General features: G+C 59.2%; 15 protein-coding genes. 9 read left to right on the top strand and 6 right to left on the bottom strand.

The genetic code is table 11. The features are described 5' to 3' along the window. Nucleotides 1-219: 219 nt before the first annotated feature. Nucleotides 220-1062 (bottom strand): SGNH/GDSL hydrolase family protein, encoded by an 843-nt coding sequence (locus tag IEU99_RS01530; protein WP_128889648.1) that lies wholly within the window; start codon nucleotides 1060-1062, stop codon nucleotides 220-222. 135 nt (nucleotides 1063-1197) lie between these two features. On the opposite strand from IEU99_RS01530, the gene IEU99_RS01525 reads away from it, so the two are divergent. Continuing rightward, nucleotides 1198-1554, top strand: coding sequence for a DoxX family protein (locus IEU99_RS01525; protein ID WP_128889649.1), 357 nt, complete (start codon nucleotides 1198-1200; stop codon nucleotides 1552-1554). A gap of 69 nt (nucleotides 1555-1623) precedes the next feature. Here IEU99_RS01525 and IEU99_RS01520 read toward each other — a convergent pair whose 3' ends face one another. From IEU99_RS01520 to IEU99_RS01510, 3 genes are all read right to left on the bottom strand, one after another. Further along, on the bottom strand, nucleotides 1624-2193 hold the full coding sequence (locus IEU99_RS01520) for an LPXTG cell wall anchor domain-containing protein (RefSeq protein ID WP_128889650.1): 570 nt from the start codon (nucleotides 2191-2193) through the stop codon (nucleotides 1624-1626). A 214-nt stretch (nucleotides 2194-2407) separates the two neighbouring features. Next, entirely contained in the window at nucleotides 2408-3028 is a 621-nt protein-coding gene (locus IEU99_RS01515; RefSeq protein ID WP_128889651.1) for a YdhK family protein, read from the bottom strand. A 176-nt stretch (nucleotides 3029-3204) separates the two neighbouring features. After that, nucleotides 3205-3525: a hypothetical protein gene (locus IEU99_RS01510; RefSeq protein ID WP_128889652.1), complete on the bottom strand. Its 321-nt coding sequence runs from the start codon at nucleotides 3523-3525 to the stop codon at nucleotides 3205-3207. 246 nt (nucleotides 3526-3771) lie between these two features. On the opposite strand from IEU99_RS01510, the gene IEU99_RS01505 reads away from it, so the two are divergent. After that, entirely contained in the window at nucleotides 3772-5517 is a 1746-nt protein-coding gene (locus IEU99_RS01505) for an alpha-amylase family glycosyl hydrolase (RefSeq protein WP_206731218.1), read from the top strand. 78 nt (nucleotides 5518-5595) lie between these two features. Here IEU99_RS01505 and IEU99_RS01500 read toward each other — a convergent pair whose 3' ends face one another. Both IEU99_RS01500 and IEU99_RS01495 read right to left on the bottom strand, forming a co-directional pair. Next, complete coding sequence (locus IEU99_RS01500; RefSeq protein ID WP_128889653.1) at nucleotides 5596-7593, bottom strand: MMPL family transporter; 1998 nt, start codon at nucleotides 7591-7593, stop codon at nucleotides 5596-5598. A 95-nt stretch (nucleotides 7594-7688) separates the two neighbouring features. Beyond that, on the bottom strand, nucleotides 7689-8546 hold the full coding sequence (locus IEU99_RS01495; RefSeq protein ID WP_164931152.1) for a DUF4439 domain-containing protein: 858 nt from the start codon (nucleotides 8544-8546) through the stop codon (nucleotides 7689-7691). A gap of 43 nt (nucleotides 8547-8589) precedes the next feature. Between IEU99_RS01495 and rimP the strand changes: the two genes are divergently transcribed. From rimP to IEU99_RS01460, 7 genes are all read left to right on the top strand, one after another. After that, nucleotides 8590-9144, top strand: a complete 555-nt coding sequence (gene rimP / locus IEU99_RS01490) for a ribosome maturation factor RimP (protein ID WP_128889655.1) — start codon at nucleotides 8590-8592, stop codon at nucleotides 9142-9144. Then, nucleotides 9145-10149 carry a transcription termination factor NusA gene (nusA, locus tag IEU99_RS01485; RefSeq protein WP_128889656.1) on the top strand — a complete coding sequence of 335 codons (1005 nt, stop codon included), beginning with the start codon at nucleotides 9145-9147 and terminating at the stop codon, nucleotides 10147-10149. A 224-nt stretch (nucleotides 10150-10373) separates the two neighbouring features. Beyond that, entirely contained in the window at nucleotides 10374-10688 is a 315-nt protein-coding gene (locus tag IEU99_RS01480; protein ID WP_128889657.1) for a YlxR family protein, read from the top strand. Nucleotides 10689-10793: 105 nt separating this feature from the next. Next, nucleotides 10794-13715, top strand: coding sequence for a translation initiation factor IF-2 (infB, locus tag IEU99_RS01475; protein WP_128889658.1), 2922 nt, complete (start codon nucleotides 10794-10796; stop codon nucleotides 13713-13715). Nucleotides 13716-13910: 195 nt separating this feature from the next. Beyond that, complete coding sequence (gene rbfA / locus IEU99_RS01470) at nucleotides 13911-14345, top strand: 30S ribosome-binding factor RbfA (protein WP_128889659.1); 435 nt, start codon at nucleotides 13911-13913, stop codon at nucleotides 14343-14345. Beyond that, nucleotides 14332-15336 carry a DHH family phosphoesterase gene (locus IEU99_RS01465; protein ID WP_128889660.1) on the top strand — a complete coding sequence of 335 codons (1005 nt, stop codon included), beginning with the start codon at nucleotides 14332-14334 and terminating at the stop codon, nucleotides 15334-15336. The genes rbfA and IEU99_RS01465 overlap by 14 nt, the downstream gene beginning before the upstream one ends. A gap of 76 nt (nucleotides 15337-15412) precedes the next feature. Continuing rightward, complete coding sequence (locus IEU99_RS01460) at nucleotides 15413-16720, top strand: MATE family efflux transporter (protein WP_128889661.1); 1308 nt, start codon at nucleotides 15413-15415, stop codon at nucleotides 16718-16720. Nucleotides 16721-16753: the final 33 nt, after the last annotated feature.

Below are 16753 nucleotides of genomic sequence, written 5' to 3'. Positions count from 1 at the left end.
CTGTGTGTTCCCTGAAGTGACGTAGCACACTCAAGGCATGGCTCTGTGGCATTCTTGGTATTGCAGGCGGTCTCAGTTTTTAGTGTGCGCACCTCATCTGCCCGGTACTTGGCCATGGCGAGCAGGTACGCGGTGTGATGCGGGGGCGATTCTGGCAATGACAAAGCGGGCACCGAGGGGTGCCCGCTGTGCTTCGCGCCTCTAGTTGCGTCGAGGCGATTACATTGCGTCGATGATGGCGTCAGCCATGCGTGCCTGACCGACCGCGGTGGGGTGGAAGCCGACAGCATTGTCGGGCACTCCGAGCAGGGTGGTGGAGTCGGTGCACATCGTGCCATTTTCAGGCGCTGCAACGAAGGTGGCGCCGGTGGCATCGGCAGCTTGCTTGAGCTGAGTGTTCAGCGCTGCGATGAAGTCGGCGAGGAATTGGCGATCTTCTGCGCGCTTCGGAATATTCGGGAAGCACTCAGAATCGGCGTTGGTGAGCTCATAGTAGCCAGCAACCATGACTTTGGCGTGCGGTGCACGAGCTTGCACGTCTTCAATCACGGCCTGCACCTTTGCGCCAATGGGGGCAATGGCGATGGAGGTTGGCACCTCAATGAGCTGGCGACAGGTGGGGCCTACGCCGGTGAGGAAACCTGCAGCACAAGCACCGATGTACTTATCGGCGAAGTTGTCATTGCCGCCGAAGGTGAGGGTGACCAGGTCGGTATCGGCAGTCACGGCATTGCGCTGGGCGGAAAATGCGGTGCCGGGCAAGGGGTGGAGCTGAGGGATCCAATAATCTTCGGTGGTAGCCCAGCCACAGGTGACGTCGTCAAGCTGAAGGCCAAGCTTTTCAGCCACGACGTGGGCGTAGTTATCGCTTGCCTGACCGCAGAGCACGTTCGGGGGAACTTGAATGTTGGTCAAGCTGCCCACTGCGGCGAAGGAATCGCCGAGGGCGACGTACTTGGATCCTGCAGGGACGGGGGCTGCATTGGCCGGTGCTGCGAGGCCGGCGGCGCAAGCGGCTGCGCCAAGCACTGCAATGGCGCGGCGTGCGGTAGTAGAAAGCATCAGATGCGTCCTAAAGGGAATGAGGGGATACGGTTACGTAACGATCTTAAACCGCGAAGCGAGCAAAATAAAACTCATTATCTAAAACAAAACTACTGGTCACATGCAGTTTTTCGCACCTGTAAGATGGTCGATATGAAGATCAAATCTCACGCACTACAGTCCGGCGCATTCGCCTCCATGGGGATCCTGCACTTTGTTGCCCCCAAGCCTTTCGACGCCATCATCCCGCCGTATATGCCCGCAAAAGCCCGTACCTGGACCTACCTCAGCGGAGTGGCGGAACTGGCGGTGGCCGGGCTGATCGCTAACCCCGGCACTCGTCGCCTAGGTGGCAAGGCTGCAGTCGCTCTCTTGCTTGCGGTATGGCCTGCCAACTTTGAAATGGCCCGCCAGGCCTTGCGTGGTGAAGACACATCGCGCAAGGTGATCTCTTTGCTCAGGCTTCCGCTGCAGCTTCCGCTCATTCGCGCCGCAGCCAAGCTCGGCTAAGACGTGGCCCTAACACAACGGCTCCCGGAACGATCCGGGAGCCGTTGTTGTCGCTACGAGGTGATGCTATTAGCCGCGCTTGCGGTTGCGTGAAACAAGCGCCACACCCAGGCCAACAAGGGCAGCGCCAGCAAGAACAATGCCCAGCACCGATGCGCCGGTATTGGCTAGAGCACGCGAAGGAGTGGAGTGCTCATCTTGGGCGGGGGCGTGCGAAGACTCGGAGGTCGGTTGTGCCGATGAGCTTTCGCTCTCCTTGGCGCCAGCCTCGCCTTGCTCAGCTTCATCTGCCGAGTCCTTGTCGGTTTCAGACGCTTGATCATCGGCTGCGTCGGCTTCGTCGGTATCGGAATCCTCGGCGCCATCGACATCGGCGTCGTCCTTGCTTCCGTCATTCTCAGAATGCTCAGCATCTTCTGAAGGTGCCGGCTTTTCCTCAGGGGTGTCGGTATCAGGCGCATCGTTCTCAGGCGCCGTCTCCTTATCCTCAGATCCGGTGTTATTCGCGTCGGAGGAGGGGATAACTTCGCTGCTCACAACGGTGGCGGCGGTGTCATCTTCTTGCGCGGTGGCCACTCCGGTGAGGAATGCCAAGCCAAGGCCGGTGGCAACGGCGGCAGCGCTGAGTCGGTTGTTCATTGCACGTCCTTTTGGGGTTGATCCTTGAGGGGCTTGAGATATCGCGAAAGGATATGGCCTCAAGCATTAACGATGGAGGCGACTTGCGCCACAGGGAGGGGTTAGGCGGGGGTAAGGAAAGCGCCCGCAAAGCGAACAGCGCCACGCTAAGGCGAAAAGTGCCCTAGGTGGCGCTGTCATGTTCTGCTAGCCAATAAGGCTGCCGAAGGATTGTTTAGAGCTTCTCCAGCTCGTCCTCGGTGACCCACTTGTGGTTGGTGTACTTCTGGCCATTGGCCTCAAAATCAACCATGTACACGGTGGTCTGCTCGACATCTTCGATGGTGCCCTTGGCACCCTTCATGCCGTCGAGGTGGTCGGCGTCGATCACAATGGGATCGCCGTCGCGCAGCGGGGCGTTGCCGGGATCTTGGAGCTCTTCTTGCACAACCCACTTGTGGTCGTCTACGCGGGGAGATCCGTCGGTGGGAATGTAGTCCACCTCGTAGGCGGTGGTGGTGTAGGCGCCGGTGACGGTGCCGATGGCATCTTCCATGCCGGGCATGTGCTCGGCGTCGATGCGTACCTTCTCGCCAACCTTGAAGCGAGGGTTGGAAGCTTCGGTCATGCCGGCGGGAGCTTCACCACCGTCGGTCTTGTGTGCCCCGTGGGCGTGGTGATCATCGTGATCGTCGTGATCATCTTTGTCTACTTCCACGACGGTGGTCTCGGTGGCACCATTGTCGGCGGTGGTGGTGACGACAATCTCTTCTTCGTCTTTGTCATCGCCGCAGGCGGTCAGAGCCAGCGAAGCGGTGGCAGCCAATGCGATAGAGGCTTTGGTGAAACGGCGCATGTAAACGCGTCCTTTCCAGGTAAGGGTTTCTGATGTAGACGGACCTCTCAAAGTATATGGAAGCTTTGAGCGGGCGGCCAATACCTTATTTGGTATTGCGCTGGTGATGTTGCGGATGACAAAAGCGCCCCACCCTCAAGGAGTGTGGCGCTTCAACGACTGCCTTTATTGAAGGCTTAGTGGTCGTGGTCGTCGTGATCGTCGTGATCATCGTGGTCGTGATCGTCGTGATCATCGCCATCGTCCTGGGGATCCAGGCTCTCGAGGTGATCGTCGAGATCATCCTTGTCGTCGTGACGGTCATCGCGGTCGTCACGGTCGTCGCGATCGTTCTGATCGTCGCGATCGTCAGTCTCTACCACGGTGGTGTCGGTGGAGCCGTCTTGCTCGGTGGTGGTGACGACAACTTCGTCTTCATCCTTGTCGTCGCCGCAGGCGGAAAGTGCCAGGGATGCAGCGGCTGCAATAGCGATAGAGGCTTTGGTGAAACGGCGCATGAAGGTACGCGTCCTTTCTTAGTATCAATTATTGGTACAAGCATAAAGCATAAGTAATGCATTGTTGAATATCAAAATTGGTGCACAGTGAATGCTCAGCCGGCTACTATTCGAGCAGCATAACCGGCAAAAACGGGCAGTATCTATGGCATTCAAGCTAGGTGCCCCCGCTGCTTGGGGCTAGGATATGGGCAACGATTCGGCGAGAAACCGATGGACTCAAACACAAGAAAGAAGCAAGCAAGGATGAGCGTGCAACAATATGTGCCCGGTATGGGTGCGATTCCTCTCGAGCAGGGCTACGCCTTTCGCGTGTGGGCACCGAATGCTGACTCGGTCGCCGTGGTTGGTGATTTCAATGATTGGGACGAGCAGGCCAATGTGCTCGAACGTGAAGAATCGGGAAATTTCTTTGGGGTAGTGCCCGAGGCACGCACCGGCCAGGAATACCAATTTGCCATCCGCAATGGCGAAAACACCTACATGCGCATCGATCCCCGAGCCTTCAAGGTCACTAACTCCGTGGGCAACGGCGTCCTCTATAACCACGGTGATTTTGACTGGTCAGGCGATGAATTCGCTACGCCGAATCAGCATGAACTTGTGATTTATGAAACCCATATCGGCTCTTTTGTTGATAACGGCGATGAACATTCGCCTGCAAACCTCGAAGACCTCACCAAAAAACTCGACTACCTCGTGGGCCTCAACATCAACTGCGTTGAGCTGATGCCGCTCATGGAGTTCGCCGGCGACTACTCATGGGGCTATAACCCCGCCAATATCTTCGCCGTGGAATCCTCCTACGGTGGCCCCGATGCGCTCAAGCAGTTCATCAAAGAGGCACATGCCCGCGGCATCGCCGTGATTATCGACGTCGTGTACAACCACTTCGGGCCGTCTGATTTGTCTTTGTGGCAATTCGATGGCTGGCAGGAAAACGACAAAGGTGGCATCTACTTCTACCAGGACTGGCGCAGCTCCACTCCGTGGGGCGATACCCGCCCTGACTACGGGCGCCAGGAAGTGCGAGACTTCATCTCCGACAATGCCAGAATGTGGCTTCGCGATTACCACGCAGACGGCCTGCGCCTCGACATGACCCCGTATATGCGTTCCAAAGACGGCTTCTCTGATGACATCCCAGAAGGCTGGACCATGATGCACGAGATCGGTCGGGTAGTGCGCGAGGAATTCCCAGGCAGGATCGCCATCGCCGAGGATCTGCATAACCTCGCGGCCGTATCGTCCACCGAGCCCGATGGCGGCAATATGCATGCGCAGTGGGACTCGCAATTTGTTCACCCAATCCGCGAGGCCTTGATCACCAACGATGATGCCTCTCGCAATATCGACTCCGTGTCCGCTGCGGTCACCCACGAGTATCTGAATCCCTTTGATCGCGTGATCTACACCGAATCACACGATGAGGTAGCCAATGGTTCGGCGCGCGTGACCACCGAGGTAGCAGGCGATAACCCGGATGGCTGGGATGCACAGAAACGAGCGACCCTCGGCGCGTGTCTGGTACTCAGTGCTCCCGGTATGCCCATGCTCTTCCAGGGGCAGGAGTTCTTAGAGGATGAGTGGTTCCGTGACACCGTGCCACTGGATTGGGGCCAGGCATGGGCGTTTAGGGATATCGCGAGGATGTTCTCTGACCTTGTTGCTTTACGACGCAACCTCGACGGCACCACCGCAGGGCTCCAGGGGCCTGTGACCAAGGTGCATCACCAAGACAATGCATCGAAGCTGCTCGTCTTTAGCCGCGAAACCCTTGATGGGGACGCGGTGCTCGTGGCGGTGAACTTCTCGCGTACTGAATGCGCTGCCAATATCACCATCCCCGAAGGGCATTGGCGTGTTCGTTTCAACTCCGATGCGAACACCTACTCCACACTCTTCGGCAACCACGAGACCTCCGATATGGAAGGCTCGGATGCCTATCTTTCGCTCGGACCATTTTCTTGTGTGATGTTTACTCGCGTCTAGCTGCACACAGGAACAACGAAAGCCCCGAAACGTTTTCTCGAAGAACGTTTCGGGGCTGTTGTGCTTTCTGCTCAACCGCTAGTGCTTGGTGTTGCCACGCGCGGTTGGCTTAGATGGCCACCAGAACTTTTGGCCAAACACCATCATGACGGCGGGCAGCAAAATGGTGCGCACCACCAGCGTGTCCAGGAGCACGCCAAGGAAGATCACCACACCGATCTGTGCCAGAGCCACCAGCGGTAGCACGCCTAGGGCGGCGAATACGGCAGCAAGCAGGATGCCGGCGGAGGTAATCACGCCACCGGTGGTGGACAAAGCTTTGCGCACATGAGCACTCATATCGCCATCCGGATTCGCCGCTGCTTCTTCTTTGGCTCGGGTGACAAGGAAGATGTTGTAGTCCACGCCCAGGGCCACTAAGAATACGAAGGCGTAAAGCGGGGTGAGATCGGCAAGGGAGTTAAAGCCCAAGATGTGCTGGAAGGCCCACCAGCCAAGTCCCATAGCGGCAATATTGGTCAGCAGCACGGTTGCCACCATCACGAGCGGGGCCACCAGGCTGCGAAGCAAGACAATGAGCGCCAGCAACACCACGGCCAGCACCGCAGGGAAAATGACACGGCGATCGGATGCTGCGTATTGCGCTTGGTCATACAATTCGGCCTCGGATCCGCCGACCTTTGCGGCGTAGGGCTCGAGTGCATCGCGCAGTGCCGGGGTGTCTAAACCAGAAGCATTGAGCACCGTATCCGTGCCGATTTCTTGGCCGGGCTGCACGGAAGCGCCAGCGTCTTTGAGTGCCGTTTCCACCTGCTGGACCTGAGAGCGATCCTCAACGAGCACCGTTGCAGGCGTGGCTGCTTGATCGGGGAAGTGCGCCTCGAGGGTGTCGGTGGCGGCGATGGACTCTGGGGTGTCGATGAATTGGTCTGCTTGGGATAGACCAATTTTCATGTTCAGCGAACCTGCGCAGGCAATGGCCAGCAGCACCAGCGAGCCAATGATCACTGCGATCTTTCGGCCGGCAACAAAGTTGCCAATGCGATCCCAAATGCCGTGCTGCGCCTCAGTGCCCACCGTGGGGGCCTTAGGCCAGAACACCCAACGTCCGAACGTCACAAGAGCGCCCGGAAGCACGAAGAGTGCAAACGTCAAAGCAATGAGCACGCCGATGGTGGAGGCCACACCAAGCCCGCGAGTATTCGGTGCCGCAGAAAGTAAGAGACATAGCACGCCAAGCGCCACGGTTGAGGCGCTGGCGGCGCATGCTTTTGCAGTTGGCAACCAAGCCCGGGCCATCGCCTCATAGCGGCTGGAATATACGCGCAGTTCATCGCGGTAGCGAGAGATGAGCAGCAAGGCATAGTTCGTGCCTGCGCCGAAAACGAGCACGGACAAAATACCTGCGGTGGATTCATCCCAGCTCATGCCGAGCGCGCTGAGCACCCAGGTAAATACCGTTGCTGCCACGCGGTCGGCAACGCCGATCACTGCTAGAGGAATGAGCCACAAAATCGGGGAGCGGTAGGTGATGATCAACAGCAACGCCACGATGAGGGCGGTGACTCCAAGCAGCAGGAAATTCGCGCCGTCGAACACATTGGCAAGGTCGGCTTGAATCGCAGCGGGGCCGGTGACCTGAACCTGCATTCCTTCCGGTGCCTCGGCCTTGAGGTCTTCGCGCAAGCTATTGACCTGCTCGGCAACCTGGGCGCTGGTGCCACCTTCGATATTGCTAAAGATCAGCGCAGCTTCACCGTCTTTGCTTGGCACCGCCTTGGCACCAATAGAAGCGGCTAGCGATTGAGCCTCGGTGATATTGATGCCGCCGGGTTGCTCAAGGACCGCGATGGTTGCAGTGTCGCCGGCATCGTCTTCGAGCTGTTCTACGGTGCGTGCAACCGCGAGGGAATCCGATCCTTCGGGAAGGTTGCCGTTGGTGTTGCTGGGTACATCTTTGGCGCCTATGGCCATCAGTGCGATCCCGAGAAGCAAAAGCACTAAGGCCAGCCATCGGGAACGTTTGGTTCGAGCTGCAGCGTCGCCTGGCTGCTCAGCGGTGGACTTGGTTGACATGTTCACCATATTAGGCAAGGTGAAGCTTCAACCTTGCACAGGGCTTCCGGGGCACATACCGGAAGACGCCGTGGCGTCTCAGTTGATAAAAGGCGCTATTCCGCGGCTGTTTGTGCAGCTAGGGCGGTGCTGAGCTCGCGCCAGGACGCAGTGCGAGCAAGACTTGCAAGATGGCTATAGCGCTGCGTAAGTGTGTCTTGAATCATGTTTGCAGCTTCTAAGGCGGTGCTCGGATCGCTGGGGGTGGTGCCGGCAAAGCGATACGCCGGCTCGGCAACTGGCACCTCTCCGGTGGGCTCCAGGCTGGCTTCTAAAACATCAATGCGCTGCTGGTGACTTTCCAGAAGCGCACTAATGCGCTGCCTACCTGCTGCATCCGCATAGCCTAGGGCCACGCCCAGGCCATATCGAGCGCCGTATTCGGCAGCGAGTGCCTCACGAGCATCATCGGCATCTGCCTCGAGGTCACCTGTTTTCACACCCTGGGATTTGAGCTCTTTGGAAGGCTGCAATTGAGCCGCGCCCGCCACCGGTGCCGCAGCGCCGGCTTTAACTAAATCAATCACCTGCGGGACCAGCACCGCCATTGCATCCTGTGGCACCTGCGGGGTGGCATCGAGGGTGAGCTGCGCGGAGACGTCGAAAAGCTCTAAGCCTTGGCGTGGATCCGTTTCTGCTTCCCCAACGTCTTGCTCGATTGCCTCATAGGTACACGTCTCGGGCTGCTCGCCGGAATCGCGATGACCGCAGGCGCGCATGGCCTCGGCAATGAGTTCCTCAGCATCCTGGGCGCGCAATTCCTTGAGCGCCGGCGTTTGATAAATATCGGCCTCATGCCGCGCTTGAGCTGCGAGGTTGATCAGGGCAGCATTCGGCTCGGGTTGCTGAATAAGGCTGCAGGATCCAAGCGAAAGCGCAAGAGCAAGGGGGAGGGCTAGGGCAGAAACACGCATCGCCGAGCAAGTATAGTCACCCCAACCTACTAGCATGGCGAGCATGGCTTTTCCCACACCCGAAGAACTCAGCACCATGGTGCAACCCATTGCCGATCGTCTCCGCCTCGATGTTGAGGCCGTGAAAGTAAATAAGGCAGGCAAAAAATCCTCAGTCACCGTCATGCTCGACGGCGACACTTCCCCCGACCTGGACACCCTCGAGGTGGCGTCGCAAGAAATTTCGGAGCTTTTCGACGCCGCCGAAGCCGAGGGTTCCGCGAACTTCGGTGCAGGCTACACCTTGGAAGTCACCACCCCTGGGGTGGAACGCCCTTTGCGATTACCAAGGCATTGGCGCCGTAACCGCGGGCGTTTGGTGGCCATTCATGTGGATGGGAAGAAGGAAATCTGGCGAGTCGGCGCGCTCAACGAGGAAGAAAACCACGTTGTTGTGGTGCGGAAGGTGGGGAAAAATCTCGAAGTAGACACCCTCGCACTAGCCAAGCACCCCGAAGCGGTGGTAGAAATTGAATTTGCCCAAGCGCCGGAAGATCAGATGGCCTTGGTGCGCTACAGCTACGACGAAGCCATACAGTGGCGAGAGGACACTAAATAAGTGAATATTGACATCCAGGCGCTCCGTGCGATCGAGAAAGAACACGGCATCTCTGTTCAAGAGCTGCTCATCACGATCGCGGGAGCGCTTCGTCATGCCTACCTGGAATATAAGGAAGAAAGCGATACCAGCGGTCAGCGCGCACGAGTAGAGATTGACCAGGACACCGGTGAAGTCAGCGTGATCGTTGCCGAGCTCGATGAAGACGGCGTGGTCACCTCGGAATTCGACGACACCCCCTCGCACTTCGGCCGCATCGGTGCAAAAGCGGTGCGCGATACCATCTTGAGGAAATTGCGCGAAGCTACTACCTCCAAGGCATATGACGCCTATTCCGAGTACGAGGAAAAGGTCGTCTCCGGTGTGGTGCAAGCCGACGCCATTGCCAAGGAAAAGGGCATCGTGGTCGTTCACCTTGGCACCGAAATGGATGGCCAAGACGGCATCTTGATTCCTGCGGAGCAAATTCCAGGTGAAAAGCTCAAGCACGGCCAGCGCATTAAGGCATACGTCGTAGGCGTGAATCGCGCACCCACCAACCTTCAGATCAACCTCTCGCGCACGCACCCCGAGCTTGTGCGCCACCTGTTTGAACTCGAAGTACCAGAAGTTGCCGATGGCAGCGTGGAAATCATTTCGATCGCCCGCGAGGCAGGGCACCGCTCCAAGGTGGCTGTTCGTGGCCATGCCAAGGGGCTCAATGCGAAAGGCGCATGCATCGGCCCTCGTGGCCAGCGAGTAAACAACATCATGAAGGAGCTCGCCGGCGAAAAGATCGACATCATCGAATATTCCGATGATCCGGCGACCTATGTTGGCAATGCACTTGCCCCATCGAAGGTTGTCCACGTCGAGGTGCTGGACGCAGAAGCCCAAACGGCACGAGTGACGGTGCCGGACTATCAACTGTCCCTAGCAATTGGTAAAGAAGGCCAAAATGCTCGTCTGGCGGCACGTTTGACGGGCTGGAAAATCGATATCCGCTCCGATAAGGACGCCGAGTAAGCATCTGCCACCTTCCCCGCGCTGGCTTGACCTTGATAAAAGCCAGCACACTTTCGCCTGGATGAGGGGGCAGATTCGCCAAATGACAACTTTGGCGTACACTGACCGATGGCCCTTGATTACTTCTGGCATGCCGAAAACGGTTTCAGAAGGATCAACGTGCTTGCCTATGAAAGGCGACAGAAACTGTAGGGATTGTTGAAAGGTGGTTTGTGCGAAAGCAGATGCCAACACACGCACATGTGCCGCAGCGCACCTGCATCGCAACGAACACCACCACAGATTCACATTCGCTGCTTCGACTCGCCGCACGGCAACACGAAGGGGTATGTCACATCCTCGCCGATCCGGCTCATCGCCTCGGCGGCAGGGGAGCGTGGATTACCCCAACAATCGAGGCATTGGAACAAGCGACGCGCAGGCGAGCATTTGCCCGCGCGTTTCGGGTGTCTACGCCAGTAGACACAGGTCATCTGCGAGAGTATCTCGCTGCGCGCAATGCGCACGACCCTGACACTGTAAGGAAGACACAACACTGATGAGCACACGATGAAGCATCAGCGATGAACGTCAACGCACACAGGTAAAGGGATCGAATAGGCTTTCCGGCCTTCGATTCCTTGCCTTAAAACCCAAGGAGAGAAGTGCCCGGAAAGCTACGTGTACATGAGCTAGCAAAACAGCTTGGTGTGCCCAGCAAAGAACTGCTCGCCACGCTCAAAGAGCAAGGTGAGTTCGTCAAAACCGCATCTTCGACCATCGAACCACCGGTGGTAAAGAAGATGAAGGCCTACTACGAGTCCAAGACCGACGCAGGCGAGCAGGCAGAAAAGCCCGCTGCGAAACCGGCGAAGAAAGCCAGCGCATCTGCGGCGCAAAGCCCAGCGGACGCCGCCAAGGCTGCGAAGAAGCCTGCCGCGAAGCCCGGCCCTGCAGCTAAGGCTGCACCCAAGCCCGGTGCTGCAAGCCCTGCACAGGCCGCGAAGGCCGCCAAGCCTGCACAGCCGAAGCCGGCTGCGAAAAAGCCCGCTTCGCCTGCAGCGCAACCAGCAGCAGCCAAGCCAGGCGCCAAGGCTGCACCGAAGCCCGGTGCTGCCAGCCCTGCACAGGCAAAGCCCGCTGCTAAGACCTCCCAGCCCAAGCCTGGTGAGCAAGCAGCTAAGCCAGCAGCGCCTGCTACTACGCCTGCATCGATGCCACGCCCGCAAGCCAAGCCAGGTCCAAAGCCTGGTGCGCGTGCGCCTCGTGTAGCCAATAATCCTTTCTCCACCGGTGGTGGCGAGCGTCCGGCTCCTCGTCCCGGTGGTGGCCCACGCCCCGGCGGACAACCCCGACCCGGTGGTGGCCCACGCCCAGGCGGCCGTGGGGGACAACAAGATCGCACGCCTCGCCCCGGTGGCGGCCGCGGTGGCGCACAGCGCCAAGGTGGTCAGCGCAGCGGTGGCCAGGGCGGTCAGGAACGCCAAGGTGGCGGACGTCGTCCAACCCCGGCAATGATGCCAACCCACCCGAACCCCGCGCAGATGCCAACCCGTGCATCCGGTGGCGGCAATCGCGGTGGCCGTCCAGGCGGTGGCCCAGGCGGCCCCGGTGGTCCCGGTGGCTTCCGCGGTGGCGGAGGCGGTCGTGGCGGACGTCGCGGCGGCACCGCAGGTGCATTCGGCCGTCCAGGTGGTGCACCACGCAAGGGTCGTAAGTCGAAGCGTCAGAAGCGTAACGAGTACGAATCCATGCAGGCACCAAACGTCATCGGTGGCGTACGCCTGCCCGATGGCGGCGGCGCAACTGTGCGTTTGGCACGCGGTGCATCCCTGTCCGATTTCGCTGAGAAGATCAATGCCGATGCCGCAGCACTGGTGCAGGCACTGTTCAACCTCGGCGAGATGGTCACCGCTACCGCTTCGGTGAGCGAAGAAACCTTGCAGTTGCTGGGCGAAGAAATGAACTACAAGGTTCAGGTCGTATCCCCAGAAGACGAAGACCGCGAGCTGCTCGAGTCCTTCGACCTGCAATTTGGTGAGGACGAGGGCGATGAAGAAGACCTCGCCCAGCGCCCGCCAGTGGTTACCGTCATGGGCCACGTCGACCACGGTAAGACTCGTTTGCTCGACTCGATCCGTAAGGCCAACGTCCGTGAGGGCGAAGCCGGCGGCATCACCCAGGGCATTGGTGCATACCAGGTCAATGTGGAACTCAACGGCGAAGATCGTCGCGTTACCTTCCTGGATACCCCTGGCCACGAAGCCTTCACGGCAATGCGTGCCCGTGGTGCCAAGGCAACCGACATCGCAGTGCTCGTTGTGGCTGCTGACGACGGCGTGATGCCTCAGACCGTTGAGGCGATCAACCACGCCAAGGCCGCCGACGTGCCGGTTGTGGTGGCAGTGAACAAGATCGATAAGGAAGGCGCGAACCCGGATAAGATCCGCGGTCAGCTCACCGAATACGGTCTGGTGCCCGAAGAATATGGTGGCGACACCATGTTCGTGGACATCTCCGCAAAGCAAGGTCTCCACATCGATGAGCTGCTCGAAGCCGTGCTGCTGACCGCAGACGCCTCCCTGGATCTGCGCGCCAACCCGGACATGGACGCCCAAGGTGTGGCTATTGAAGCCCACCTCGACCGTGGCCGTGGCCCTGTTGCAACGGTGATCGTGCACCGCGGTACCTTGCGCGTTGGCGACTCGGTGGTGGCAGGCGATGCCTATGGTCGCGTGCGCCGCATGGTCGATGAGCACGGTAACGACGTCGACGAGGCTGGTCCTTCCCGCCCCGTCCAGATGCAGGGCCTCAACGGTGTGCCAGGCGCTGGCGATAACCTGCTCGTGGTCGAAGACGACCGCGTGGCGCGTCAGATCGCCAACCAGCGCAATGCGCGCAAGCGCAACGCACTGGCTGCGAAGTCCCGCAAGCGCGTGTCCCTGGAGGACCTGGATTCGGTACTCAAGGAAACCTCGACGCTCAACCTCATCCTCAAGGGCGACAACGCCGGTTCGGTGGAAGCCCTGGAAGAGGCGCTGCTCAAGATCGAGGTGGACGACGAGGTACAGCTCAACATCATCGACCGTGGTGTTGGTGCCGTTACCCAGACCAACGTCACCTTGGCTGCAGCTTCCGATGCCGTGATCGTCGCCTTCAACGTTCGCGCTGAAGGCAAGGCCACCGAGGAGGCAAATGCCGAGGGCGTCGATATCCGCTACTACACGGTGATCTACCGTGCGATCGAGGAAATTGAGCAGGCACTCAAGGGCATGCTCAAGCCCGTGTACGAGGAAAAGGAAATCGGCCGCGCCGAGATCCGCGCCATCTTCAAGGCTTCTGCCGTCGGCCTCATCGCAGGTTGTATGGTCGAATCCGGCAAGGTACGTCGCAATGCACAGGTTCGCCTGCTGCGCGATGGTGCTGTGGTGGCAGACAACGCCAAGATCGAATCCTTGCGCCGCGAAAAAGACGATGTCACCGAAGTGGCCGCAGGTTACGAATGCGGTATGGTGCTCTCGTACCCGGATATCCAGGTCGATGACATCATCGAGGTCTTCGAGATGGTTGAAGTTCCCCGCGACTAAGTAAAGCGCGAGGTTCCCACCTCATAGACTGGTGCGCCTTCGGGCTTGAGCGCTAAAACCAAGCCCACATCCCGCCCCCGTGGACGTCGAAAAGCGACGCTACGGGGGCGGGTTTTCACCCCAATCTCGTATTCGAGCAGACCGCGATAGATTGGGATTAAGCAAGAAGTAATCACTACACCCAAGGAGCACACCGTGGCAGACCACGCCCGCGCCGCCCGCATGGCCAAGCGCATCCAAACCATCGTGGCAACCGCCATCGAGCGCGAAATCAAAGACCGTCGCCTCGAATTGGTCACCATCACCGATGCCCGCGTCACCGGTGATCTTCACGATGCCACCGTGTTTTATACCGTGCGAGGCCGCACCATGGACGAAGCCCCCGATCATGAACAAGCCGCCGCAGCCTTGGAGAAGGTTCGCGGTACCTTGCGCCGGATCGTCGGCGAGCAACTGTCGGTGCGTTTCACCCCCACGCTGAGCTTTGAACTCGATACCGTGCCTGAAGCCTCAGCCCACATGGAGGCCATGTTGGCGCGCGCACGCAAACGCGACGAAGAGCTGCGCAAACTGCGCGAAAACGCCAAGCCTGCAGGTGAAGCGAATCCCTATAAGCATGCAGACGACTAGGCAGCCCTGGCGCGATCCTCAACCCAGCGGAGCCGACTACATTGCGGCCACGCGAAAATTGAAAAAGGCCAAAACCGTTTGCGTGGTAGGACATAAAAATCCCGACGCTGATGCAATCGGCAGCGTGTGCGCCATGCTGGGTGCGATCGAGCAGTTGGGCAATACCGGCATCGGTGTCATCGGCCAGCGCGAAGAGATCGACCCCGCTTTATTGCATATCCCCGGTGCACAACACATTCGTTGTGTTGATACCCTGCCCGAATGCGACCTGATCGTCGTGGTCGATTGCGGTGGGCTCGGGCGCACCGGGACCTTGCAGCCAGAGGTCATCGCCGATCCCTCACGAGTCATCCTGGTGGATCACCACGCTTCAAACCGTGGCTTTGCCGGGATCAATCTGCTCGATTACATGGCAGAATCCACCACCACGGTTCTCAGGGAGTGGTTTCGCTACCTCGGCGTCGACATCACCGACGACATGGCGCACGCGCTGTATGCAGGCCTAGCTACCGATACAGGTGGCTTTCGTTGGGGTCGGCCGCAGATGCACGAATTTGCCCAGGAACTCGTGGTGCACAACCTCGATATCCGAACGATTAGCAAGCAGCTTTTCGACGGAGGCTCCGTGGCCGATCTGCAAATGCTCGGCAAAGTACTCGCGGATCTCAGAATTGAGCAGGCCGGCCCGTGGACGGTGCTGGTAGCGCTGGCGAGTCATGATCGCATTGCAGGCCACTCCCTTGGTGCGGTGGATAAGATCGCCGACACCATCCGTGGCATGAGCGAAGCCCAGATCATTGTGGTGCCCAAAGAATTCCAACCCGGAGATTGGGCAGTATCGCTGCGAAGCGACGTGATCGATGTTTCCATGCTTGCCCGCACCCTCGGCGGTGGAGGACATGTGCGCGCCGCCGGTTTTTCCACCTTCGGTACCGCAGAGCACGTCCTTTCCGAGGTACTGAACGCCATCGCGCATTTCCCGCAGGCTTAAGGCCTCCGGCGCTGCGTCCTTATCTCCCACATCCGCCCCACACACTCACTTTTGGAAGGTTGATCGGTTCAGGCCTGTGAGCTCTCAAACCCATATCCCCGAAGTCAATGCCCGCACAATTTTCGGCCTTGCGCTCCCAGCACTGGGCGTGTTGGCGGCGACACCGCTGTATCTCTTGCTCGACACAGCGGTGGTGGGAAGGCTTGGCACAGTGGCATTGGCTGCCCTCGGTGCCGGCACCACCTTGTATTCGATGGTCACCACCCAACTGACCTTCCTTTCTTATGGCACCACGGCCCGAGCTTCACGCAAGTACGGCGCCGGAGACGAAGAAGGCGCAATCTCCGAGGGCGTGCAGGCCACCTGGCTTGCCATCATCGTCGGTGCCGTGCTGTGGGCCGTGATGTTCTTCGGCTCCCCATGGTTTAGCCTCTGGCTCGCCAACAACCCAGACGTCGCAGCCACCGCCACATCGTGGCTCAAAGTGACCTCCTTCGGCATCCCATTGATCTTGATGGTCATGGCAGGCAATGGCTGGCTACGCGGGATTCAAAACACCCGCTTGCCGCTGCTTTTCACCCTCGCCGGTGTCATTCCAGGCGCAATTCTCGTTCCTGTGCTCGTGCATCGCTATGGGGTGGTGGGTTCTGCATGGGCGAACTTAATTGGCACCATCATCACCACCACTTGCTTCCTTGCCTACCTCAAACACCGGCACCGCGGCAGCTACGCACCGCAACCAAAGGTGATGCTGCGCCAATTGGTTCTAGGCCGCGATCTGATTCTGCGCTCTCTCAGTTTCCAGGTGGCCTTCCTTTCTGCAGCCAGCGTGGCCGCGCGCTTTGGCGCCGATGCACTTGCTGCACACCAAGTGCTATTGCAACTGTGGAACTTCCTTTCCCTGGTGCTCGACTCCCTTGCCATTGCTGCCCAGGCGCTTACCGGCGCAGCCCTCGGTGCTGGCAGCGTGGCCCTCGCCCGTAGCGCCGGCACGCGGCTTTTGGCCTATTCCAGCGCATTCTCAGTTGTTCTCGCCGCCGTGTTCGCGATTGGGCACAGCAGCATTCCGCGCATTTTTACCCACTCGGAGCCCGTGCTTGAGAGCATGCAAGGCCCGTGGTGGCAGTTGGTCTTGCTCATTTTGCTCGGTGGCGTGGTCTTCGCCCTCGATGGTGTCTTGCTAGGCGCCTCCGATGCCGCCTTCTTAAGGACGGCATCAATCGCATCGGTGGTTGTCGGCTTCCTCCCAGCCGTGTGGCTCTCCTTGTGGCTTGATGGCGGCCTTGTCGGTGTGTGGTGGGGCATCGTGGCCTTTATTGCCATCCGCATGCTTGCCGGTTTGTGGCGTTTCCGATCCATGCGTTGGGCATCGGTGGGTGCTTAAACCACCGTGGCGAAAGCGCATACGCGTTGTTGC

This window comes from Corynebacterium pelargi (genome assembly GCF_014635485.1).
GTDB classification, from domain to species: Bacteria; Actinomycetota; Actinomycetes; order Mycobacteriales; family Mycobacteriaceae; genus Corynebacterium; species Corynebacterium pelargi.
The sequence above is the reverse complement of the archived record's forward strand: the minus strand, read 5'-3'. Positions and strand labels throughout refer to the sequence as shown.